At 36.0% G+C, this 23,068-nt stretch carries 21 protein-coding genes; all 21 read left to right on the forward strand.

From position 1 onward, the window contains the following. The 21 genes from PSR12_RS05575 to PSR12_RS05675 all read left to right on the forward strand — a co-directional run bounded on the left by PSR12_RS05575 (position 1) and on the right by PSR12_RS05675 (position 22,905). Complete coding sequence (locus tag PSR12_RS05575) at positions 1-960, forward strand: ABC transporter permease (RefSeq protein ID WP_048391533.1); 960 nt, start codon at positions 1-3, stop codon at positions 958-960. A gap of 170 nt (positions 961-1,130) precedes the next feature. Further along, on the forward strand, positions 1,131-2,402 hold the full coding sequence (gene yfmF, locus PSR12_RS05580) for an EF-P 5-aminopentanol modification-associated protein YfmF (protein WP_274771972.1): 1,272 nt from the start codon (positions 1,131-1,133) through the stop codon (positions 2,400-2,402). After that, a complete protein-coding gene (gene yfmH, locus PSR12_RS05585) occupies positions 2,399-3,700 on the forward strand; it encodes an EF-P 5-aminopentanol modification-associated protein YfmH (protein WP_257521315.1) in 1,302 nt (433 codons plus the stop codon). The genes yfmF and yfmH overlap by 4 nt, the downstream gene beginning before the upstream one ends. Next, the gene (gene ymfI / locus PSR12_RS05590) at positions 3,697-4,425 is read left to right on the forward strand and encodes an elongation factor P 5-aminopentanone reductase (RefSeq protein ID WP_274771975.1); all 729 of its coding nucleotides are present in this window, start codon (positions 3,697-3,699) and stop codon (positions 4,423-4,425) included. The genes yfmH and ymfI overlap by 4 nt, the downstream gene beginning before the upstream one ends. A 45-nt stretch (positions 4,426-4,470) precedes the next feature. Then, a complete protein-coding gene (locus PSR12_RS05595; RefSeq protein WP_004224939.1) occupies positions 4,471-4,728 on the forward strand; it encodes a DUF3243 domain-containing protein in 258 nt (85 codons plus the stop codon). 216 nt (positions 4,729-4,944) lie between these two features. Then, positions 4,945-5,730 carry a DUF3388 domain-containing protein gene (locus tag PSR12_RS05600; RefSeq protein WP_026023397.1) on the forward strand — a complete coding sequence of 262 codons (786 nt, stop codon included), beginning with the start codon at positions 4,945-4,947 and terminating at the stop codon, positions 5,728-5,730. Positions 5,731-5,746: 16 nt separating this feature from the next. Continuing rightward, positions 5,747-6,676, forward strand: coding sequence for a helix-turn-helix domain-containing protein (locus tag PSR12_RS05605; RefSeq protein WP_274771977.1), 930 nt, complete (start codon positions 5,747-5,749; stop codon positions 6,674-6,676). A gap of 47 nt (positions 6,677-6,723) precedes the next feature. Next, on the forward strand, positions 6,724-7,302 hold the full coding sequence (gene pgsA / locus PSR12_RS05610; RefSeq protein ID WP_004224936.1) for a CDP-diacylglycerol--glycerol-3-phosphate 3-phosphatidyltransferase: 579 nt from the start codon (positions 6,724-6,726) through the stop codon (positions 7,300-7,302). 16 nt (positions 7,303-7,318) lie between these two features. Further along, positions 7,319-8,578 carry a competence/damage-inducible protein A gene (locus tag PSR12_RS05615; protein WP_054550950.1) on the forward strand — a complete coding sequence of 420 codons (1,260 nt, stop codon included), beginning with the start codon at positions 7,319-7,321 and terminating at the stop codon, positions 8,576-8,578. A 161-nt stretch (positions 8,579-8,739) separates the two neighbouring features. Next, on the forward strand, positions 8,740-9,801 hold the full coding sequence (gene recA, locus PSR12_RS05620) for a recombinase RecA (protein WP_274771982.1): 1,062 nt from the start codon (positions 8,740-8,742) through the stop codon (positions 9,799-9,801). Between the two features lie 515 nt (positions 9,802-10,316). Next, the gene (rny, locus tag PSR12_RS05625) at positions 10,317-11,876 is read left to right on the forward strand and encodes a ribonuclease Y (RefSeq protein ID WP_274771984.1); all 1,560 of its coding nucleotides are present in this window, start codon (positions 10,317-10,319) and stop codon (positions 11,874-11,876) included. Positions 11,877-12,104: 228 nt separating this feature from the next. Beyond that, entirely contained in the window at positions 12,105-12,833 is a 729-nt protein-coding gene (locus tag PSR12_RS05630) for a YveK family protein (RefSeq protein WP_221682731.1), read from the forward strand. Then, on the forward strand, positions 12,833-13,534 hold the full coding sequence (locus PSR12_RS05635) for a CpsD/CapB family tyrosine-protein kinase (protein WP_237497167.1): 702 nt from the start codon (positions 12,833-12,835) through the stop codon (positions 13,532-13,534). Before PSR12_RS05630 ends, PSR12_RS05635 begins: the two co-directional genes overlap by 1 nt. Positions 13,535-13,574: 40 nt before the next feature. Then, positions 13,575-14,330 carry a tyrosine-protein phosphatase gene (locus PSR12_RS05640; protein ID WP_306832313.1) on the forward strand — a complete coding sequence of 252 codons (756 nt, stop codon included), beginning with the start codon at positions 13,575-13,577 and terminating at the stop codon, positions 14,328-14,330. A gap of 94 nt (positions 14,331-14,424) precedes the next feature. After that, positions 14,425-15,543 carry a glycosyltransferase family 4 protein gene (locus tag PSR12_RS05645; protein WP_274771986.1) on the forward strand — a complete coding sequence of 373 codons (1,119 nt, stop codon included), beginning with the start codon at positions 14,425-14,427 and terminating at the stop codon, positions 15,541-15,543. 118 nt (positions 15,544-15,661) lie between these two features. Continuing rightward, positions 15,662-16,843 (forward strand): glycosyltransferase, encoded by a 1,182-nt coding sequence (locus PSR12_RS05650; RefSeq protein ID WP_274771988.1) that lies wholly within the window; start codon positions 15,662-15,664, stop codon positions 16,841-16,843. After that, positions 16,840-18,186, forward strand: a complete 1,347-nt coding sequence (locus tag PSR12_RS05655) for a hypothetical protein (protein ID WP_274771990.1) — start codon at positions 16,840-16,842, stop codon at positions 18,184-18,186. The genes PSR12_RS05650 and PSR12_RS05655 overlap by 4 nt, the downstream gene beginning before the upstream one ends. 5 nt (positions 18,187-18,191) lie before the next feature. Continuing rightward, positions 18,192-19,283 carry a glycosyltransferase gene (locus tag PSR12_RS05660; RefSeq protein WP_274771991.1) on the forward strand — a complete coding sequence of 364 codons (1,092 nt, stop codon included), beginning with the start codon at positions 18,192-18,194 and terminating at the stop codon, positions 19,281-19,283. After that, a complete protein-coding gene (locus PSR12_RS05665) occupies positions 19,273-20,784 on the forward strand; it encodes a lipopolysaccharide biosynthesis protein (protein WP_221682725.1) in 1,512 nt (503 codons plus the stop codon). The genes PSR12_RS05660 and PSR12_RS05665 overlap by 11 nt, the downstream gene beginning before the upstream one ends. 77 nt (positions 20,785-20,861) lie before the next feature. After that, positions 20,862-21,971: an acyltransferase family protein gene (locus tag PSR12_RS05670; protein WP_274771994.1), complete on the forward strand. Its 1,110-nt coding sequence runs from the start codon at positions 20,862-20,864 to the stop codon at positions 21,969-21,971. Between the two features lie 136 nt (positions 21,972-22,107). Then, positions 22,108-22,905, forward strand: coding sequence for a TIGR00282 family metallophosphoesterase (locus tag PSR12_RS05675; protein ID WP_257521325.1), 798 nt, complete (start codon positions 22,108-22,110; stop codon positions 22,903-22,905). Positions 22,906-23,068: the final 163 nt, after the last annotated feature.

Below are 23,068 nucleotides of genomic sequence, written 5' to 3' on the forward strand. Positions count from 1 at the left end.
ATGAGCTTTTTAGAAATGTTATATTTCATCATCCCTTCAGCGATTCTTTATGCGACACCTTTGATTTTTACGGCCATCGGTGGGGTATTCTCTGAACGCTCTGGTGTTGTCAACATCGGGCTAGAAGGCTTAATGATTGTCGGTGCTTTTGTTGGTATTTTTGTCAATTTAGAATTCGCTTCATCATTAGGGGCAGCAACAGTTTGGGTGGCAATGCTAGCAGCTGTTGTGATTGGTGCTGTGTTCTCACTTTTCCATGCTGTAGCTTCTATTTCTTTCCGTGCCGATCAAACGGTATCAGGGGTAGCTATTAACTTACTAGGTTTAGCTGCAACTGTATTCTTAGTAAAAATGATTTATGATAAAGGTCAAACAGATATGATTGACCAACCGATTCGTCGTTTTGGTGTCCCTTACTTAGAGGATATTCCGTTCTTCGGTCGTTTACTGTTCCATGATGTTTACAGCACATCTATTTTAGCGTTTGCTGTAGCATTCGGGGCATGGTTTATCATTTATAAAACGCCATTCGGCTTGCGTTTGCGTGCTGTGGGTGAACATCCAATGGCAGCAGATACAATGGGTATAAATGTAAATAAAATGCGCTATATTGCCGTGATGATTTCTGGGGCATTAGGTGGTCTTGGTGGTGCAGTGTATGCACAAACAATTACACATGACTTCTCACACGCAACAATTGCTGGTCAAGGTTTCATGGCTATTGCCGCAATGATTTTCGGGAAGTGGCATCCAATTGGAGCACTAGGTGCAGCCCTATTCTTCGGTTTAGCACAAACATTAAGTATTGCAGGGAATCAAATTCCGCTAATCGAGAATGTTCCAGCAGTTTATCTACAAATTTTACCGTATGTGTTAACAATTCTTGCTTTAGCAGGCTTTATTGGGAAAGCAAACGCTCCAAAAGCGAGTGGACAGCCTTATATAAAAGGTAAACGCTAAGAAAAGCATTTTAAGGACTGGGCAAGCTATGCTCAGTCCTTTTTCTATATAATTGGCGTAATTTTTAATTTTTCCCATACATACTTTGGATTCCTTTTGCAATTATAGACAATAGACATGTATAGTATGTGTAGTACATCGTTATATTAAGAAGGATAGGAGGGTTTCATATGTTTAAAACAATACCTTTTGCAAAAGGTGTCAATTTGCATATCCGACAAACGACCCAATTTAAAACCGTGAATTTTTCAATTAAATGGAGAAGAGCATTAACGGCTAAAAGTGCATCAGAGCGTACAGTATTAACAAATGTACTGCAGCACAGTAATGCTAAATATAAGACAACTGCTGCTTTTCGAAGCTTTTTAGATGACTTGTATGGTACAGTTTTGTATTTTGATACATCGAAGCGTGGCAATGAGCATACAGTTCTTATGAATGTAGAGACTGTTAATGATCATTATCTAGCGAATACGAGTGTCTTAAACGAAGTCCTTGGTTTATTGCATACGGCTATTTTTGAGCCTAATCTAGAAAATGGTGTTTTTAAGGAATCCGTTGTTGAGCGTGAAAAAAAGACAGTTATTCAACGTATTGAATCTATTTTTGATGATAAATCTCGCTTTGCTCAATTCCGTCTACAACAAATCCTGAGACCAAATGAGCCAGCATCAATTTCAGCGAATGGTAGTGTCGAAGAAATTCAAAAGATTACCCCTTCCTCATTATTTGAGGCTTATCAATCGATGCTAGCTAACGACAAAATCGATATTTATGTAGCTGGAGACATTAATGAAGAGGAAATGGTTGCGAAATTAAAAAAAGCGCTACCATTTAAGGATCGTACTCCTGAGGAAGTTCCAGTAGTACTCCCTCAACAACATCCAGACAATGATTATGTAAGAGAGCAGCATGAAATGAAACAAGGTAAACTTCATATTGGCTTTAGCACACCTGTTAGATTTGGTGATGCAGATTTCTCTAAGATGCAAATTTTTAATGGCATTTTTGGTGGGTATCCACATGCCAAGTTGTTTATGAATGTTCGTGAAAAAGAGAGTCTTGCGTATTATGCTTCTAGTTCCTACGCTTCGCATTACGGACTTGTATTTGTTGTATCTGGTATTGAAGCTAAAAATGAAGAAAAAGCGCTATCTTTAATTAAAGAACAACTAGCCGTCATGCAGGCTGGGGACATTACAAATTTAGAGCTGGAACAAACAAAGGCTATGCTGACGAATCAGCTAAAAGAATCCTTAGATTCTGCTCGAGGACAAATTGAAATTTTTGATCAATATAAAGATTTACCTGAGGAATTTTCAGTTCAAGCCTGGGCAAATAAGTGGAAAGCTGTGACAAAAGAAGATGTTGTTGCAATGGCAAAGCAAGTGCAGCTTGAAGCGGTCTATTTCTTATGTGGAAAGGAGCAAGCCGCACAATGAAAACAATAGAATTTAAGCAATTAGATGAAACTCTTTATTATGAAAAGCTTGAAAATGGATTAGATGTATATATCTTGCCGAAAAAAGGTTTTTCTAAAACATTTGTTACATTTACAACGAAGTACGGTTCTATTGATCGCACTTTTGTACCCATAGGTCAAACAGAAAGCATTACGGTGCCGGATGGAATCGCTCACTTCTTAGAGCATAAAATGTTCGAAAAAGAAGATGGCGATGTCTTCCAAAAGTTCAGTGAATATGGAGCTTCTGCTAACGCATTTACATCATTTACACGTACGGCATACCTATTCTCTTCAACTGATAATATTTACAAAAGTACAGAAACATTATTGAATTTTGTCCAAGAACCATACTTTACAGAAGCTACTGTCAATAAAGAAAAAGGAATTATCGGGCAAGAAATTACAATGTATGATGATCAACCAGACTGGCGTCTATACTTTGGCACAATCGAAAATATGTATCATCATCATCCTGTAAAGATTGATATCGCTGGTACAATTGAATCGATTGATGGCATTACAGCGGAGCACTTATATACGTGCTACAATACGTTTTATCATCCTTCGAATATGTTGTTATTTGTGATTGGTGCTGTTGAACCAGAAGAAATGATGACGTTTATTCGTGAGAATCAAGGTAAAAAAGAGTTCCCAGAACCAACGCCTATTCAACGCTTCTTTGATATAGAACCAACAGAGGTAGCTATTAAAGAACGTACATTAAATATGGATGTTCAAAAACCAAAAATTTATGTAGGTTTAAAAGCGAAAGACACTAATTTATCAGGTCAGGACATGTTAAAGCATGAGTTGTCGGTTCAAATTGCACTTGAGCTTATTTTTGGACGTACCTCTGATTTTTATGAACGTGTTTACGAGGAAGGTTTAATTGATGAGACATATGCTTTTGATTTTACCTTAGAAAATGGTTTTGGGTTTGCCATGATCGGATCAGATTCAGCAGAGCCTGATAAATTGGCAAAAACGATTATGGACGAATTAGCAAAATATGAAGGAAATAGCCAGTTTGATCGTGCTGGTTTGGATCGTATAAAACGCAAAAAAATTGGGTTCTTCCTACGTGCACTAAATTCGATCGAGTTTATCGCAAACCAATTCACACGATATTCCTTTAATGAAATGAATTTATTTGATGTAGTACCAGTACTTGAGACATTAACTGTGGATGATTTACAAAAAGCATTTGCTTCTATCCAAGGTGAAACACAGCAAACGGTCTTTAAAATTCTGCCAAGTAAGCAGGATGCACAGTGAAAAAATTTGCCCTTGTTTTAGGTGCATCAGGTGATATCGGTCATGCCATTTGTCAAAGCTTAGCTGAGGACGGCTGGTCTATCTATGTACATTATTCAAACAATCAAAATGCGGCACAGAGATTATGTGAAATGCTTTCCGAAAATTTCCCTGCACAAGAATTTATGCTTGTACAGGGGGATTTTTCAATTGTTAATGGAGCAGAATTAGTAGCCGCGCAAATTTTCAATGTGCAGGCTATTGTTTTTGCCAATGGACAAGCCCACTATTCATTGCTCGAAGATACGACAGTCGAGGATATGGATGCTTTATGGCGTGTTCATGTTCAAAATCCTATGAGACTAACAGCTTTACTTTCTGGAAAACTTCGCAAGCATGAAGTGAGCTATGTACTATTTATAGGTTCCATTTGGGGAGAAGCTGGCTCAGCGGGGGAGGCACTTTATGCAACTGTTAAGGGTGCGCAACATGCTTTTGTCAAATCCTATGCAAAAGAAGCGGCATTATCTCGGATTAGAGTAAATGCTATTGCTCCTGGCTTTATAAATACCTCAATGAACAGCCATCTAAATCAAGAAGAGCTTCAATACATTTTGGACGATATCCCACTAGGCTCCATTGGACAAACAAAGGATGTGGCTGAAATGGTACGTTTTTATTTGTCTGGTAAAGCTGATTATGTGACAGGACAAATCGTACGATTAAATGGAGGCTGGTACATATAATAATCTCTTTTGCACATACTACTTGTGTAAAGGAGGAGGAAGAATATGACCATTTTAGAAAACTGGCAAAAATGGACATCGTTTTTAGGACAAAACGTCATGCAAGCTGAATCAAGCGGTATGCCGAAGAAAATGATTCAAACGGCTGCTGTCCAAATTGGAGAATATTTGGCGACTAATGTCGATCCTAAAAACGAACAAGAGCGAGTGCTGTCGGATTTATGGGGCGTTGCCTCTGAAGATGAAAAACATGCATTAGCGAATTGTGTCATTAAGCTCGTACAAAATAAGCATGTGCAGTAAATAAAAGAGGAGAGCCAATCTCCTCTTTTTGCTATACTATAAACTTTTTATCTGTGAAAACGGGAACGTATGTAAGCCTATTTAACAGTCATCAAAAAAAATTAGTAAATAACGCTGTAATTCCATGTATTCTAACTTTCCATTACATAAAAAATCAGCTATGATGGAACTTATAAAGGATTTTTTACGTTAACTAATAGGAAGGGAACGAGTGTGTTGAGCGATTGGTACTTTGAATATGAAATTCAGGTGAATCGCCCTGGATTATTAGGAGATATTGCTTCACTTTTAGGGATGCTTCGTGTCAATATTATATCAATAAATGGTGTAGATGAGGATCGACGTGGTATGTTAGTGCATACAGACAATGATGAGGCAATTGAGCGTTTTCGTACAATTGTTTCGACAATGGAACATATTAACGTAACCAAATTTCGACAACCAAAACTTCGCGACCGTTTAGCCATTAGGCATGGTCGTTATATTCCTCGAGATGCAGATGAAAAAAACACATTCCATTTCGTAAGAGATGAATTAGGTATTTTAGTCGACTTTATGGCAGAACTCTTTAAAAAAGAGGGACATAAGCTGATTGGTATTCGTGGCATGCCACGTGTTGGAAAAACTGAATCCATAGTAGCCGCCAGTGTCTGTGCCAATAAAAAATGGATCTTTTTATCATCTACAATGATTAAGCAAACAGTTCGTAATAAGCTTGTGGGAGATGAATTTAGTCGTAACAATATTTTTATTTTAGATGGTATTGTGACTCGACGTTCATCTGATGAGAAACATTTGCAATTGGTGCGTGAAATGATGAATATGCCTTGTATCAAAGTTGTAGAGCATCCAGATATGTTTGTTCAGCATTCAGAATATAAAATAGAGGATTTTGATTATATTATTGAACTACGTCATCACACTGATGAAGAAATTACTTATGAAATAATGGAAAAAAATCATATGTCCGAATCCGATTCTTTTGGAGGATTTAATTTTTAATTTGATGTTAAAGTAGGTGTTATTAGTGGCAGAATTAGGGACTCGACTGAAAGAGGCGAGACTGTCTAAAGGCTACAGCTTAGACGATTTACAAGAAATAACGAAAATCCAAAAACGTTATTTAGTAGGAATTGAAGAGGGCAATTATTCCATTATGCCTGGTTCGTTTTATGTACGAGCTTTTATTAAACAATATGCAGAAGCTGTTGGTTTGGACGCGGAAGAAATCTTAGAGACATATAAAAATGAACTACCGAGCACTCCAAACGATCAAGTAAGTCAATCGATGACGAATAGCCCTAGCAGAAGAAAAGTAACGAAAGGCCCTTCGAATAAAATGATGGAGGCTATGCCCAAAATCATTGTTGCTTTATTTATTGTAGTCATTATTGTGGTTATATGGGTGCTATGGCAATCAAAAAACAGTCCAGGGACAAGCGAAGAAGTAAATCCAACTCCTGAGATTGAATATGACACAAATGTCAAGCCAATTGATAGTGAGAAGGATAAAAAAGAACAAGAAAATAAAGATGCACAGAAAAATGATAAAGAAGATACAAAAGCTACAGAAGAAACACCAACTGATGAAGATGACACTGATCAAACTGAAGAGATGAAGCAAACAATTTCCGCGGGTACTGTTGAAGCAGATGGAGCGACAACTTCTTATACGTTAACAGGGACAGATACAATGAAACTGAAAATTGAAATATCAGGCCCTACATTTGTTGGTATTCGCAATCAACAGCAACAAGAAATCTTAACAGATACGCGTGTCTATAATGCCGGGGAAGTAGTTGAATTTGACGCCTCAACACAAAACTATGTTCGTATTCGTCTCGGTAATTCAACGCAAGCTAAAATCTATATTAATGACGAACTTCTAACGTATGCACAACAAATTGTAACGCAAAATATCGTCATCAATTTCAATAAAGAACAGTAGTCATCACATGATGACTACTTTCTTTCATCATGAAAGGTGTTAGAAAAATGAACATTCCAAATAAAATTACCATCTCTCGAATCTTACTTATTCCATTCTTTGTCATTGTTATGATGTTTGATTTTGGCTGGGGAACATTATCACTTTTTGGTGCAGAGATGCCAATTCATCATTTTATAGGCGCACTTATTTTTATCTTTGCTTCAACAACCGATTGGGTGGATGGTTATTACGCACGTAAGTATAATCTTGTAACGACATTTGGGAAATTTTTAGATCCCTTAGCTGACAAGTTACTTGTCTCAGCAGCCTTTATTTTAATGGTCGAGCTTAAGATGGCACCTGCTTGGGTAATTATCATTATTATCAGTCGTGAATTTGCTGTAACGGGTTTACGTTTGATTTTGGCAGGTGGAGGAGAAGTCGTAGCTGCCAATCAGCTTGGTAAAATTAAAACTTGGGCACAAATTGTAGCGATTGCTGCTGCTCTTTTACACAATACAATCTTTACATTGGTTGGTATTCCATTTGATACAATCATGCTCTATGTTGCATTGTTCTTTACACTTTGGTCAGGATGGGATTATTTCTATCTAAATCGACGTGTATTACTTGAGTCTAAATAAGAAAGGTCTTGGGATCATGAATGCTGAAATTCTTGCGGTTGGCTCAGAACTATTATTAGGTCAAATTACGAATACAAATGCGAGATTTATCTCAAGCCAGCTATCCGAGCTTGGCATCAACGTTTTTTATCATACCGTAGTAGGCGATAATGCAAAGCGTTTAGAACAAGCTATCGAAGTGGCAGAGTCTCGTGCAGATCTCATTATTTTTTCGGGAGGACTTGGTCCAACAAAAGATGATTTAACGAAGGAAACGATTGCACGTCATCTTGGTGTTTCTCTTGAGTTTGATGAAGTAGCATTGACGTATATTGAGCAATTTTTTGCTAAACGAGGACGTCCAATGACGGAAAATAATCGTAAACAGGCATTAATTTTAGCTGGGAGTGAAGTATTAGCTAATCACCATGGAATGGCTCCAGGTATGATCTTCACAAAAAATGATCGCACTTATATTTTATTACCAGGACCTCCAAAAGAGTTAGAACCAATGTTTCAATTTGAGGCTAAACCTAAACTTGCTGCGATGCTTAACGATGGAGGGATCATTGCATCACATGTTATGCGATTTTATGGAATTGGTGAGGCTGAGCTTGAAGTACAAGTTCAAAATATTTTAGATGCACAAACCAATCCAACAGTTGCTCCACTTGCTTCTGATGGTGAGGTAACGTTACGCGTAACAGCTAAAGCAGCAACAGAGCAGCAAGCTGGGCAGCTTATTAAGGCAAAGGTTGCAGAAATCCAAGCCCTTGTTGGTGATTATCAATATGGTGTAGATGATGATTCCCTTGCCTCAAAAACGGTAGAAATGCTACTGGATAATGAGCTAACAATTGCGGCTGCAGAAAGTTTAACTGCTGGTTTATTTCAATCTGAGCTTGCGGAAATTCCTGGGGTAGGCAATGCGCTTATAGGAGGCGTTGTTACCTATGCAGCAGATGCGAAAGTAAAACAGCTAGGCATTTCACAAGAATTAATTGATACACATGGTGTTGTGAGTGCTGAATGCGCAGCGGCAATGGCAAGTGCTGTTCGTGAGAAATTTGCTACAAATATTGGGATTGGCCTTACAGGAGAAGCAGGCCCCACTGCGCATGATCATCAGCCAGTAGGTACGGTTTGGATTGGTATTGCCATAAATGACGAGGAGCCGCTTACATATTTACTTCATTTATCAGGCATGCGTAATACGAATCGACTCCGTGCGGTGAAATTTACATGCCATTATTTAATGCAGCTTTTAGAAGAACGTGGCTACACAAAACGTTATTAAAATAGAGTAAAACATAGGAATTTGGGTAGAGGAAAACTATCCAAATTTTTATTTTGAAGAAAAAACGAATAAATGTTCGCTTTTTTCTTGCGCGTTTTCTCAAAAACAAGTATAGTAGAGATAGATAAAAACAGTGAACAGTTTTCGAAGGAGGAAAATGAATGAGTGATCGTAAAGCAGCCTTAGAACAGGCTCTAAAACAAATTGAGAAGAATTTTGGTAAAGGTTCCATCATGAAACTTGGTGAAAAAACTGATTTAGAAATTGCAACATCTTCAAGTGGGTCACTAGCACTTGATGCTGCATTAGGAGTGGGTGGATATCCACGTGGACGTATTATTGAAGTATACGGTCCCGAATCGTCTGGTAAAACAACAGTTGCTCTACATGCCATTGCTGAAGTACAGGCATCAGGTGGACAAGCAGCATTTATCGACGCGGAGCATGCATTAGATCCAATCTATGCACAAAAATTAGGTGTGAATATTGATGAGCTATTATTATCACAGCCCGACACAGGTGAGCAAGCACTTGAAATTGCAGAAGCATTAGTGCGTAGTGGAGCTATTGATATTATTGTTATTGACTCGGTTGCTGCCTTAGTGCCAAAAGCTGAAATTGAAGGGGATATGGGTGACTCTCATGTCGGCTTACAAGCTCGTCTAATGTCTCAAGCTTTACGTAAACTTTCAGGTGCGATTAATAAATCAAAAACGATTGCTATTTTCATTAACCAAATTCGTGAAAAAATTGGTGTCATGTTCGGTAATCCAGAAACAACACCAGGTGGACGTGCGCTTAAATTCTACAGCTCTGTCCGTTTAGAAGTGCGTCGTGCAGAAGCTATTAAGCAAGGTAATGATATTGTTGGTAACCGTACTAAAATTAAAATTGTAAAAAATAAAGTAGCACCACCTTTCCGTACAGCTGAAGTAGATATTATGTATGGAGAAGGGATTTCTAAAGAAGGCGAGACAGTCGATTTAGGCGTGGAATTAGACATTGTGCAAAAAAGCGGTTCTTGGTATGCATATGGCGATGAGCGCTTAGGTCAAGGACGAGAAAATGCTAAACAGTATTTAAAAGAAAATACTGCTGTCCTAGAAGACATAGCAAATAAAATCCGAGCTTCTTATGGTATTGCGGCTTCTTCTTATACAATTGCGGCCCATGATGAAGAAGAGATGGATGAAGAATTAATGTTGCTTCTGGAAGAAGAATAATTAATGATTGCATTGTTCCCACTTTATTGAGGGGGCAATGCATTTTTTTGTCTATATTCTTAAATTTTTACACATAATAAGAGAGAGGCTATGTGTTTATTTCTTATGTACTGTTTTTTTATTAATTGTATTTAACATGAAAAATTTTCTAGTGAAATAGTAATAGGGAAAAAATTCACTGAATGGATAGGACTTACTTTTTTTGGCTAAGGTGGCGAACATACGCCTGACTATCCTTGACAGAGCATGAGGCTAGCTATACAATTAAATATGTATAATTTCTGAATTATGACTTTAAATAGGCAGTACATTTTATCCTCATTTAGCAAATGTTTTATAGTGAAATATCCTTTAAAATGGATGTCTAAACGCCTACTGGATGAAGATAATGCCTTTGGCCAATGAAACGGGTTTTGCATAAATTTTAACAAAATCTGGTGCATTTTAGCTAAGGCGACATAGATGTATGCGCCGACTGAAACTGTAATACCCAAATAGCAAGAGGAGGTGTTCATATGGATGGAATTACTATCATCTCCGCTTTGCTTGGACTCATCGTTGGTGCCGCTGTTAGCTATATCTACATGAAAAAAGTGAATGACTCAAAAATCACTGGTGCTAAACATGTCGCTGAAACAATCGTTGAAGAAGGAAAACGAGAAGCGGAGGCAATGAAGAAAGAAGCACTACTTGAAGCCAAAGATGAAACTCACAAATTTCGTATTGAAGCTGAAAATGACATTCGTGAACGTCGTTTAGAACTTCAAAAACAAGAGAACCGTTTATTGCAAAGAGAAGAGAATCTTGATCGCAAAGATGATGCTCTAAATAAGAGAGAAGCTGGCTTAGAGCGCAAAGAACAAGCTCTAGCTGAAAGACAACAGCATATTGAACAGATGGAGAGCAAAGTGGACGAGCTCATGGCATCACAAAAAACAGAGCTAGAACGTATTTCTGCTTTGACTAGGGATGAAGCTAAATCAATTATCCTCAATGAAGTAGAAAAAGAGTTATCAACTGATATTGCTGTGATGACGAAAGAAGCTGAAACACGTGCGAAAGAAGACTCAGATAAAAAAGCACGTGAAATTTTATCATTAGCACTACAACGCTTTGCTGCAGATCACGTAGCAGAAACAACTGTATCTGTTGTGAACTTGCCAAATGATGAAATGAAGGGACGTATTATTGGTCGTGAAGGCCGTAATATCCGTACATTGGAAACGTTAACAGGAATTGATTTAATTATTGATGATACGCCAGAAGCGGTTATATTATCAGGCTTTGATCCAATTCGCCGTGAAACAGCTCGACTTGCACTTGAAAAACTTGTACAGGATGGACGTATTCACCCAGCTCGTATTGAGGAAATGGTGGAAAAAGCTCGACGTGAAGTGGATGAACAAATCCGCGAAACAGGTGAGCAAACTACATTTGAAATTGGTATTCATAACTTACATCCAGATTTAATGAAAATTTTAGGCCGCATGAAATATCGTACAAGCTATGGACAAAATGTTCTAAAACATTCAATTGAAGTCGCACATTTAGCAGGATTACTTGCTGCTGAACTTGGTGAAGATGTGGCATTGGCTCGTCGTGCAGGCTTATTACATGATATTGGAAAAGCAATCGATCATGAAGTTGAAGGAAGCCACGTTGAAATTGGTGTGGAATTAGCAACAAAGTATAAGGAACACCCAGTTGTCATTAATAGTATTGCTTCGCATCATGGTGATACTGAAGCAACATCTGTTATTGCGGTATTAGTCGCTGCAGCTGATGCATTATCAGCAGCTCGTCCAGGTGCACGTAGTGAAACACTTGAAAACTATATCCGCAGACTTGAAAAGTTAGAGGAAATTTCAGAAAGCTATGATGGCGTAGAAAAGTCTTATGCAATTCAAGCTGGACGTGAAATTCGTATTATTGTACAACCTGAAAAAATTGATGATTTAGCATCTCATCGTCTTGCGCGTGATATTCGCAAACGTATTGAGGAAGAACTCGATTACCCAGGTCATATTAAAGTAACAGTTATTCGCGAAACACGTGCTGTGGAATACGCGAAATAAATAATAAAATAATAGGCATCCCTTGACCAAGATCAGGGGATGCCTTTTTGTATGTGAAGAAAATTCGATGTGATCTACTGAGTAAGAATAAATGGATGATTCCAACAATATAGTATGGAATAAAGCATAGTGAACTAGCCTCAACATGAATACCCTTTTAAAAATTAATCAGCCTAGTTATACTCCATTTTTACAACTGGTTTATGTTTTGACAAGGAGTGAAGAGCTTTGAAAGAAACAATCACATTACAAGATATATTGAAAATAGTCCGAGAAAACTTTCTTTTTATCATAAGTTTTACACTTTTTGCAGCGTTGGTTACGGCCTTTATTAGCATTTTTGTGTTAAAACCTACCTATGAGGCAGAAACGCAAATTTTAGTTAATCAAAAAAATATAGAGCAACCACATTTAGGTGTACAACAGGTTGAAACAGATCTCCGACTTATTAATACGTATAACATTATCATAACAAGTTCTGCTATTTTATCTAAAGTTATAAATAAGCTAGATTTGGATGTCACACCTGAAGTTTTAATGGATCAAATTACTGTATCCAGTGCCAATAACTCACAAGTTGTTAATATTAATGTTGTAGACAAGCAAGCAGAGTTGGCTGTGGATATTGCCAATACAATAGCAGATGTGTTTCAAGAGGAGATTCAAGTTTTAATGACGGTTGATAATGTTAATATTTTGTCAGTTGCACAATTAGATAAGGAACCTGTACCGATTGCGCCAAATAAAACCCTTTATATAGTAGCAGCCTCGTTTATTGGTTTTGTTATAAGTGCTGCTCTCATAATCATAATAGAGAGCTTAGATACTACAATCAAGACGGAGCAAGATATCGAAGAGCTAGTAGGGCTACCAATTATTGGCTTGATTAGTCAAATTAGTGATGCTCACCATAAAAGCACTAGGGTAAAATCTCATAAAACGAGGAGAGGATCATAATGTTTTGGAAAAAAAAGAAAAAGAAGAAGTTAGTGAAAATGGCAAGAAAACTTGTGACGATTGCCAATGGCCATTCTTTTATTTCAGAACAATTTCGAACAATCCGAACAAATATTACTTTTTCAATGCCTGATAGAGAGATTAAAACAATATTAGTGACATCTGCAACACCAGGTGAAGGAAAGTCAACCAATGCAGCCAATATAGGAGTTGTTTTCGCACAAGAAGGAAAACGAGTCGTCATCGTAGATGCAGATTTGCGAAAACCAACAATGCATTATACGTTTCTATTGCAAAATGCTAGAGGACTATCAAATTTACTAACAAGGCATTTTACAATTTCCGAAGTCGTCAATAATACAGATATTGCTAATCTATATGTCTTGACAAGTGGGCCTATCCCCCCCAATCCAGCAGAGTTACTAGCTTCTACCTTAATGGGGAGTGTAATGGAGGAACTAAAGAAAGGGTTTGACATCATTATTTTTGATGCGCCACCACTGCTATCTGTAACAGATGCTCAAATTTTGTCCAATAAATGTGATGGTACATTATTAATTGTGAACAGTGGAGTTGCAGAAAATGAAAATGTGTTAAAAGCAAAGTCATACCTTGAAGCCTCAAAAGCAAATATTTTAGGCGTAGTATTAAATAACTATAAAATGCCACTCCATCAATATTATGAGCAATATTATCGTTAATTCAAGTATCTAGACAGGGAAGTGAAGTACAGTGATTGATATGCACAGTCATATATTATTTGATGTCGATGATGGTCCGAAAACGATTGAAGAGACACTTTGTTTATTTGAGCAGGCCGTTTTGGAGGGGATTTCAACGATTGTTTCCACTTCGCATGCTTTACATCCATTGTATAATGTCCCCTTTGATGTCGTGAATGAGCAAATTGTACAGTTGCAAATGACAATTGATCAACGTAACATGCCGTTAAAACTTTACACGGGACAAGAGGTACGCTTGGCAGGTAACATTCTAGAATTGTATGAAAAAAAACAAATACATACATTAGCAAATTCCAATTATTTGCTGTTGGAACTTCCCTCTAATCATATTCCCAAATTTACAAAGGATATCATTTACTCGTTATTAACAGCAGGCATAACACCAATTATTGCACACCCAGAGCGAAATAGAGTCATTTTAGAAAATCCAAGTCATTTGGAACAAATTATACGCGAGGGGGCACTTGCACAAATTACATCAGGAAGTTTAGCAGGATTGTTTGGAAAAACCATCCAAAAACTTTCGCTAAATTTAGTGCGCTCGAATCTTATCCATACATATGGTTCGGATGTGCATAACTTAAGTACACGTCCTTTCTTATTTGAAAAGGGACTTAGATTTTTAGAAAAACAAAAAGATTTGGATATGGTAGATTTTTTGCTTGAAAATAACGAACGAATCATTAATAATCAGCCATTAATTGTATATGAACCAGATGATACTTTCACAAAAAAATGGTGGAAGTTTTTTTAAAATGGGAAAGCATCTTTAAGTTGTAAGGATATAAAAGGTAGCAAAAAGTAGCTGAAGTGCTAGAGACATTCAGTGTTTAAGGGGGGCATATGGGATGCGAGTTGTTTTTATGAGGAGTAACCCTGTTTCTCCAGATCCAAGGGTTGAAAAGGAGGCACATTGTCTTGCAAAAAATAATTGGAATGTTCACATTTTAGCATGGGATAGAGATAAGAAATATAAAATAAAGGACCAACTGTTAGAAGGTGAACATGCAATTCGTATTACAAGGTTTGGTATTCCGGCAACATTTGGAGGAGGTTTGAAAAAGAACTTAGTTCCATTTATAAAATTTCAACTTAAACTTTTTCGATGGTTACTTCGCCATAAAAATACGTATGATATGATTCACGCTTGTGATTTTGATACAGCGCTAATAGGTACAATATGTGGGAAATTACTTCGGAAAAAAGTAATTTACGACGTATTTGATTCGTATACATCACCATTTTATGGACCAGAGAGTATTGGAAAGGTCATTACTAGTATAGATATACGTCTTATGAATAGTGTAGATGCAGTCATTATATGTACAGAAAAGCGCAAAGAACAGATTGCTAAAGCTTCACCTAAAAAAATAGAGGTCATATACAATACTCCACGTTATATAGATTCATATAATTGCTTAGATTTGAATCCGAAAAAAGTAAAAATAGTTTATGTAGGTATACTTACTGAAAATCGATTGATTAGTGAATTGGTTGAAGTAGTAAAGAATACGCCAAGTTATGAGCTGCATATTGGTGGATTTGGTAAGTTAGCTGATACATTGCTGCAAACTTCGAAAATGCATGACAATATACACTTTTATGGTAAGTTACCCTATGAAAAAACAATAGAGTTAGAAAATAGTTGTGACATTATGACGGCTATTTATGACCCTACTATTTCTAACCATTATTATGCTGCACCTAATAAATTCTATGAAGCATTAATGCTTGGTAAGCCTTTGATTATGGTGAAAAATACGGGAATGTCAGAAGTAGTTGCAACAAATAATTTTGGAGAACTTATTGATTACAATAGAGAGAGTTTACAAAACGGAATTGAGAATTTGGTAAAGCGTAGGAAAGAATGGCCAGAAATTTCTCGTGAAATGAAGGCACTGTACGAAGAAGGTTATAGCTGGGCGGAAATGGAGAAAAGGATAACAGATTTATACAGTAATTTATAAAAGCTATGCGGAGCGTGAGCAGCAAAGGGAATGGGTCGTAGGGGCTATCGATCCGTTTTTTATCCACAAACGTAAGAGCAATATGAAAATTTACAGTAGTATTTTTAGGGGGACTAATATGAAAATATTATTTGTTGCACAAAATTTTCACATGGGTGGTATCCAAAAGGCGCTAATAAATATGTTAAAAGAAATATACCTCTACGAGAAATATGAGATAGATGTTTTCACATTTAGTGGAGGGGAATTAATGAACGATATTCCCTCCAATGTGAAGGTAAATACAGGGAACTTACTGTTACAACTAATTGCTACACCTTTTGCTGAAGTGAAAAAAAGAAATAACGTATGGCATATTATTTTACGTATTGTGTGTATGATAGTTGTTCGATTAATAGGTTCCCACAATTTCTATTCGATGCTTTTAAAAAAACATCGCACTAATTGTCATTATGATATTGCCATTTCTTATTTTAATGATGTACCCAATCAATATTTCAATAAAGGGACCAATTTATTTGTAGATCAATTTGTGATAGCAGATCGTAAGTTCGCATGGATTCATACAGATCCCATTAAAGCGAATTTTAATTATGAAGCTTGTGTCAAAACCTATAAAAATTTTGATCGATTGTTATGTGTTTCAGAAGCATGTAAGGAAAATTTAATAAATTTCCTTCCAGAATATCAACATAAAATTCAAGTGGTTTATAATTTTTTCCCAATCGAAGAGATTAAAGAACTGGCATGTCAATATACACCGTTTCTTAAATGCGAGTTGGATTTAATATCTGTTGGGCGAATTGAAAATAGTACAAAAAGGTTCGACCTGATTCCACATCTGTGTAAGTTGTTAAAGGAAGCTTCTATAAATAATTTTCGCTGGCGCATTTTAGGTGATGGACCAGATCTACTTTCGAATCAGCAATTAGCTTTGCAACTAGGTGTAGAGGATGTAGTTGAATTTGTAGGGGAAATGAAAAATCCCTATCCATTTATAAAATGTAGTGATGTATTCATTTTAACATCAGCCTACGAAGGCTATCCAATGGTCATAGGGGAGGCATTAATTGTACAAACGCCTGTTATTACAACAGACTTTGCCGCAGCAGGTGAACAAATTTTTCATGGTCATAACGGATTGATAACAGGCTTTAACATGAAAGACCTCTTTCACGTCATTTCTAGTGTTATGAAAAATACAGAATTACTACACAATATGAAAAATTACATAGAAGAAAATCACTACACAAACGAAAAAGCTCAAGAGCAACTAGTATTGGAGTTTGATGCTACATGATAGTGGAATCTAAGAAATTTAGTGTGCTCATTTGTATAATTTCAAGTATCTTTGTCGTATTCAAAATATATACAGGTCATAATCTATTTCTCTGGCTCTTCTTCCTTTTAACCAGTATAGCGATGCTGCTAGATAAGCAGCAGCATCGAATTGACTATTTATTGTTTTTTATTTCGTGGGTTTATGTCATTAAATTCGATATATCAGGATATTCATTACTTGTTGTACTTAGTTCTTACTATATTTTGTTAAGTATTCTGACGCTCTTTTTACAAAAGCAAGGTATTTCAAAACGACTGTTATTGACCTATTTTTTATTTGCATTTTATACGGTGGCCGTAACGTTAGTTAGTGGTGGTAATCTTATTGCAGTTTTAGGCTTTGTGTTGAATTATAGTGTGCTCTTTTGTGCAATATTGACCCTCAATGATAAGGCATATTTCAGAAGGTATACGTATATCTATACATCGGGTTTACTAGCTGCTTCAATCGTGCGCTTGATCAGTTATTCCGTTCCAGAAATCGATCATTTTATAGAATCAATGACCATTGTGAATACAGTGAAGACAATGAACTCGATTAGTACAAGATTTACGGGTTTAGATTTAGATCCAAATTACTTTAGTTTGCAAATATTAATAGCTATGGCTTGTTTATTAGTGCTTTTTAATCTGGATGGAAAAAAGGAAAAAAAGTCAATTGTATTACTCGTGATATTAGCTTTTTTTGGCATACTGACATATTCCAAAATGTTTATTATTACATTAGTCGTTTTTATTATGATGACATTTATTGTCTTCATTAAAAATAATGTGAAGACAGCTATTAAATTTTCGTCTTTTATCGTGATTATTTGTGGGGTTGCTCTCTATTTTTTTTACGAGAAGTTATTTGAAATTTATTGGATTCGGTTTTTTGGATCAGGAATATCGACAGATGCCATTACCACTGGTCGAGTGAGTAGTTGGGGCCTATTTATAGATGAAATCTTTCAAAACACGAAAGTATTTGTTTTGGGAGCAGGATTTGGCACAAGCTTTGCGAAGGTGAAAATGGCACATACAATGTACTTATCAACCCCTTATTATATAGGTTTAATTGGAGTGGCCTTGTCAGTATTATACATTTCTAGCCTCTATAATGTACTTAGAGGGAATGTTGGAAGTATGAATACACCAGGCTTTCAAATCCTCTCAATTAACGCTATTCCTCTCTATATCGTATTAGTAGCGAATATAGGACTTGATTCATTTGTCATGGATTATTTTCCATATCATATTTTATTAATTATGTTTGCAATGACTATGAGTAAAAGTAAGGGAACTACTATGAATGAGAGGTGAGGTGAGTGCCATTTTTAAGCATTATTGTCCCCGTCTATAATACAGAACCTTACTTAAAAATGTGTCTTGATAGTATTTTGAGACAGGATTTCGTAGATTTTGAGTTGATATTAGTAAATGATGGCTCGACTGATAACTGCTCGGTAATCTGCGATGAATATGCCGAATCTGATACAAGAATTACCGTCATTCATAAAGCAAATAGTGGTGCTGTCAGTGCCCGTAAAGCAGGGCTAAGGGTCGCCAAAGGACAGTATGTTGGTTATGTAGATAGTGATGATTGGATAGAAGTTGATATGTATAAATCATTATGTAATACTGCACGTATTTTTGATGTAGATATTGTTATTTGTGACATTATAGAAAATTATCCACTCCAAGAAGTGAAGAGATCACAGCTTGTCGCGCCCGGTTTGTACAGGAAGGATAGGATGGAAAAAGAAGTATATCCGATTATGCTATATTCGGGCGAGTATTACCGTTTTGGATTATATCCATCTTTATCTAATAAAATATTTAAAAGAGACCTATTAGAGAAAAATCTATTTGATGTGGATGATCAAATTTGCATGGGGGACGATGCTGCTTGTACATATCCTAGCTTACTTGATGCAGAAAGTATTTATATATTAGAAAATCAGTATCTCTACCATTACCGTCAGCATTCTTCTTCCATGACAACTAGTTATGATCAGTTGTTTTTTAAAAAAATACTTGTGTTATATGAACATTTGAAAGTTTTAAAGTACAGGAAAGCAGACCAGGTTCCTAATTTTGCTGAACAACTTCAGTATTATTTTACTTATTTAGTGATGGCAGCGGTGAATAATGAATTGAATAGATTCAACCATAAGCGTTTACATGAAAAGCGTACCTTTATTAAGAAAATGTTGATTCATGAAGCGTTTCATGGATCGTTGCATGCGATTCGAGTGACAAATATGCCGCTCAAATTAAAGGTCTATACTTGGCTATTAAAGAAAAAACAAATTCTTTTACTTTTTATGTTGAATAGGCTTAATCGGCAGATCAGTGATTGCAAATGTTTAATTCCTACTTTTACTAAAAGAAAAGGTGCTTATCAGCATGAGAACTAAGAGAGTAGTTTTAAATTTAATGTCTAATGTATTGCTACAAGTTGTTGCAGCGGTTATTAATTTCATTTTACCTCGACTATTTATGACAACATACGGCTCTGCTACAAACGGGCTTGTTTCGTCGATTAAGCAATTTTTAAGTTACTTAAAAATAGTAGAAGCTGGGGTTGGTAATGCATCTATAGTGGCACTTTATAAGCCACTAGCCAAGGGTGATAAAGACCAAATAAATGGAATTCTTTCAGCGACTAATCGTTTTTATAGACGCTCGGGTTATGTCTTTGTTGGATTAGTCGCCATTTTGTCCATTTGTTATCCGTTATTAGTAGGAGATGAAGTGAATACGCGTACGGCTCTTTACATGGTACTTATTTTGGGAATTAGTGGCGTGTGGGAGTATTTTTTTATAGGGAAATATTTGGTTCTACTGTCGGCAGATCAAAAAAGCTATGTTATTTTTCGCATTCAAACAATGTTGCTTTTTGCGAGTGCATTATTGTCAGTTACTTTAATAGCATTTGGTTTTTCCATCGTCATTGTTGTTGCTAGTTCAAGTGCCTTATTATTACTGGATGTTCTTTTTTTAAGGTTGTATGTTAAAAAGAAATATCCATATTTCGATTGTAAAAAACAAGCTAATACGTTAGCAATTAAAGATAAATGGGATGCTTTAATTCATCAAATTGCCTCGTTAGTGGTATTTAACACACCGTTTATTTTAATAACGATTTTTCTGGGCTTAACAGAAGTCAGTGTATTTACAGTTTATAGTATGGTGTTTAATGCAGTCACATTGTTTATATCTACTTTTTCAGGGGCGATATTAGCAGCTTTTGGCGACATTCTTGTCAAAGAGGATAAGGACGTTCTTCGAAAATATTTTCATCATTTTGAATATATTTTTTATGGCATCATTGCTTTTAGTTACACATGTACAGCTATTTTAATATTGCCATTTATAAGGATTTATACAGCAGGTATTGAAGATGCCAATTACATAAGGCCCTGGTTGGCAATATTGTTTGTCATTGTAGGAGTAGCGAACACAATTCGGATTCCTGCAAATACGTTAGTGAACGCTGCAGGACATTTTAGAGAGACGAAAAAGCGTGCCATTATGGAAGCATTAATTAACCTAGTAGTTTCTCTTGTTTTTGTACAGTATTTCGGCGCAGAAGGAATATTACTGGGAGGAATTTGTTCATACGGGTATCGTACTTATGATTTAATCATTTATTCTTCAAAAAAGATTTTACACAATTCACCTAAAGATACTGCCAAAAAAATTGTGCAAAATAGTATCTTTGCACTTACTGCAGCGACACCATTTATATTTTTTATCGAGCTCCATATTACATCTGCAGGTTCATGGCTTTTAGCCGCTATATGTATTTCCTTGTGGACGATGTTTATTTTATTAGTAGGTAATTTTATTATTGAGCCTCAAACAATGCGAGATATTTTGGTGCAATTAAAGCGAACAATTACCGATAGTAAATAATTTTATCCCTGCATTTAGTAAGGTAAGTAGCATAATTGAAAGGCAAATTGATTCCTTTGAAATGGCAGGTGAGGGTGATGAAGCGAGAAATCAAAGAAATATATTTACTACGATTCGTTGCTTGCTTAGGGATTGTGTTAATGCATAGTGTTACGTTGGCATTGAACATGAATGACATAGAAGAAGGTCCACTATTTGTAATCCTGACATCTATTCAGCTGATCTTTATGTTCGGGACCCCTCTTTTTATATTTATCTCAGAGTTTGTCATTGCCTATTCCTATTCAGATCGTTTGCCGAAAAAGTTTTATGTAAAACGTTATAAATATATGTTAACTCCATTTCTTTTTATTGGACTACTTGATGCCGTTCTTAAATCAATCGAATCGCCTTCTATTGAATTTGCCAAAAAACTACTATTAAATTATTTGGAAGGTGATTTTCATGGTTATTTTATCGTGATCATTTTTCAGTTTTATATCATTCATCCATTTTTTGTGAAATTTATTGCCTCAAGATACCCTGCCTATAAAGTAATAATGACTGCTTTTATCATTAATTTTGGTTACTTAGCCTTTTTTAATTTTTTGGATCCATTTAAGTATTTTCCTGATTTAGCGTATACTAGTTTACAATGGGATTTTTTTAATAAGATGCCATTTCCTGCGTGGATTGCTTATTTTGCAGTAGCTTATTACTGTGGAAAAAATTATGATAATTTTCTATCGTGGTTACAGCGTTTTCGTTTTCTGTTACTAGCAGCATTACTAATCACAGTAAGTCTTTTGCTAACCACTCAATTATCAGGTATTATTACGGAAGTTCATTCAAAGAGAATAGACGTTATCCTTTATACATTCAGTGTAGCTTTTCTGTTATTTTTCATCGCGAGTAACAGAAGAAAAATGCCGAAATTTATCATTTTTATTAGTCGTTATTCCTTCGGTATATATTTATTACATCCCCTAGTTAATAGCCTACTTAAAAATTTTTTAACGAATTTTATCGAAACATTAAGTGTATTTTCTGTCATTGCCATTTCATTTATTGTCAGTCTCAGTTGCTCCATTTGTATAACATATATAATGAGTAAATGGAAATTAGGCGCTTTTTTTATAGGGCAACTCAATACCAATGGGGACTCCTCTAATAAAAAAGATGCACAATTTCCCATCCAGAAATCCTAGATAAACTGGTGCTAATCAATAAGATAATAGTATTTAAACGTGTAAATTGAGTAAGGCTTGCGTTTTTATTTTGAAATTGCCAAAGCAAAGATGGTAAACTAAAAGATGTTATTTAGAGAAAGTGTGGTCTTGCATAATGAAAGTTCTATTTATTGGTGATATTGTTGGTTCAATTGGTCGAGATGCGGTGGAAAAATATTTACCTCGCTTAAAAAAGAAGTATAATCCAGATGTTGTGATTGCAAATGGGGAAAATGCTGCGGCAGGACGAGGGATTACTCGTAATATTTATAATAGCTTGCTACAAATGGGTGTAGATGTTATTACAATGGGTAATCATACATGGGATAATAAAGATATTTTTGATTTTATTGATGACGCTGATTACTTAATCCGTCCGGCAAACTTTTCAAGTGAAGCACCTGGTAAAGGTATGGTCCAGATTTCTAAAAAGGGCGTGACATTATCTGTCATTAATTTACATGGTCGCGTATTTTTACCACCACATGAGGATCCATTTGCAATGGCAGATCAATTGATTGCAGAGGCTCGACAAATATCTCCACTTGTCTTCGTGGATTTTCATGCTGAAGCGACTAGTGAAAAAATCGCCCTTGGTTGGCATTTAGATGGAAAGGCTTCAGCGGTTGTTGGGACACATACACATGTGCAAACAGCAGATGCAAGAATTTACCCGCAAGGTACAGCTTATATCACGGATGTTGGTATGACAGGGCCGTATGATGAAATTTTAGGTATGACGAAGGAAAGTGTCATCTATAAATTCCAAACAAACATGCCATCTCGTTTTGAAGTTCCGAAAAAAGGGCGAGAGGTTTTAAGTGGTTTCTTTGTAGAGATGGACGATCGAACAGGAAAGGCTATTGCCTGTGAACGCATTTATATAAATGAAGACTATCCATTTCAAGGGTAGATAAGTCGAAGAATGTTTTTTTACGTTTCTTTTACGGGGATATAGGTTTCTTTGTCAAACTAGTCTATTTCCGTTTTGCGGAGCATAAAATGTGCTACGGACAATAACTTGAGGTCCAAAAAGGGGGACATGAGTTGTTGAGCGTAAACACTATTCGCGAAAC

This window comes from Lysinibacillus sp. G01H (assembly GCF_028872195.1).
GTDB classification, from domain to species: Bacteria; Bacillota; Bacilli; order Bacillales_A; family Planococcaceae; genus Lysinibacillus; species Lysinibacillus capsici.

Bases quoted from the DNA above. Each gene is read 5' to 3' on its own strand.
- PSR12_RS05650 (WP_274771988.1), top strand. From the start codon at position 15,662: ATGAAAATATTATTTGTTGCACAAAATTTTCACATGGGTGGTATCCAA.
- yfmF (WP_274771972.1), top strand. From the start codon at position 1,131: ATGTTTAAAACAATACCTTTTGCAAAAGGTGTCAATTTGCATATCCGA.
- PSR12_RS05615 (WP_054550950.1), top strand. From the start codon at position 7,319: ATGAATGCTGAAATTCTTGCGGTTGGCTCAGAACTATTATTAGGTCAA.
- PSR12_RS05675 (WP_257521325.1), top strand. From the start codon at position 22,108: ATGAAAGTTCTATTTATTGGTGATATTGTTGGTTCAATTGGTCGAGAT.
- recA (WP_274771982.1), top strand. From the start codon at position 8,740: ATGAGTGATCGTAAAGCAGCCTTAGAACAGGCTCTAAAACAAATTGAG.
- PSR12_RS05645 (WP_274771986.1), top strand. From the start codon at position 14,425: ATGCGAGTTGTTTTTATGAGGAGTAACCCTGTTTCTCCAGATCCAAGG.
- PSR12_RS05670 (WP_274771994.1), top strand. From the start codon at position 20,862: ATGAAGCGAGAAATCAAAGAAATATATTTACTACGATTCGTTGCTTGC.
- PSR12_RS05665 (WP_221682725.1), top strand. From the start codon at position 19,273: ATGAGAACTAAGAGAGTAGTTTTAAATTTAATGTCTAATGTATTGCTA.
- PSR12_RS05575 (WP_048391533.1), top strand. From the start codon at position 1: ATGAGCTTTTTAGAAATGTTATATTTCATCATCCCTTCAGCGATTCTT.
- PSR12_RS05595 (WP_004224939.1), top strand. From the start codon at position 4,471: ATGACCATTTTAGAAAACTGGCAAAAATGGACATCGTTTTTAGGACAA.
- PSR12_RS05640 (WP_306832313.1), top strand. From the start codon at position 13,575: ATGCACAGTCATATATTATTTGATGTCGATGATGGTCCGAAAACGATT.
- PSR12_RS05635 (WP_237497167.1), top strand. From the start codon at position 12,833: ATGTTTTGGAAAAAAAAGAAAAAGAAGAAGTTAGTGAAAATGGCAAGA.
- yfmH (WP_257521315.1), top strand. From the start codon at position 2,399: ATGAAAACAATAGAATTTAAGCAATTAGATGAAACTCTTTATTATGAA.
- PSR12_RS05655 (WP_274771990.1), top strand. From the start codon at position 16,840: ATGATAGTGGAATCTAAGAAATTTAGTGTGCTCATTTGTATAATTTCA.
- pgsA (WP_004224936.1), top strand. From the start codon at position 6,724: ATGAACATTCCAAATAAAATTACCATCTCTCGAATCTTACTTATTCCA.
- rny (WP_274771984.1), top strand. From the start codon at position 10,317: ATGGATGGAATTACTATCATCTCCGCTTTGCTTGGACTCATCGTTGGT.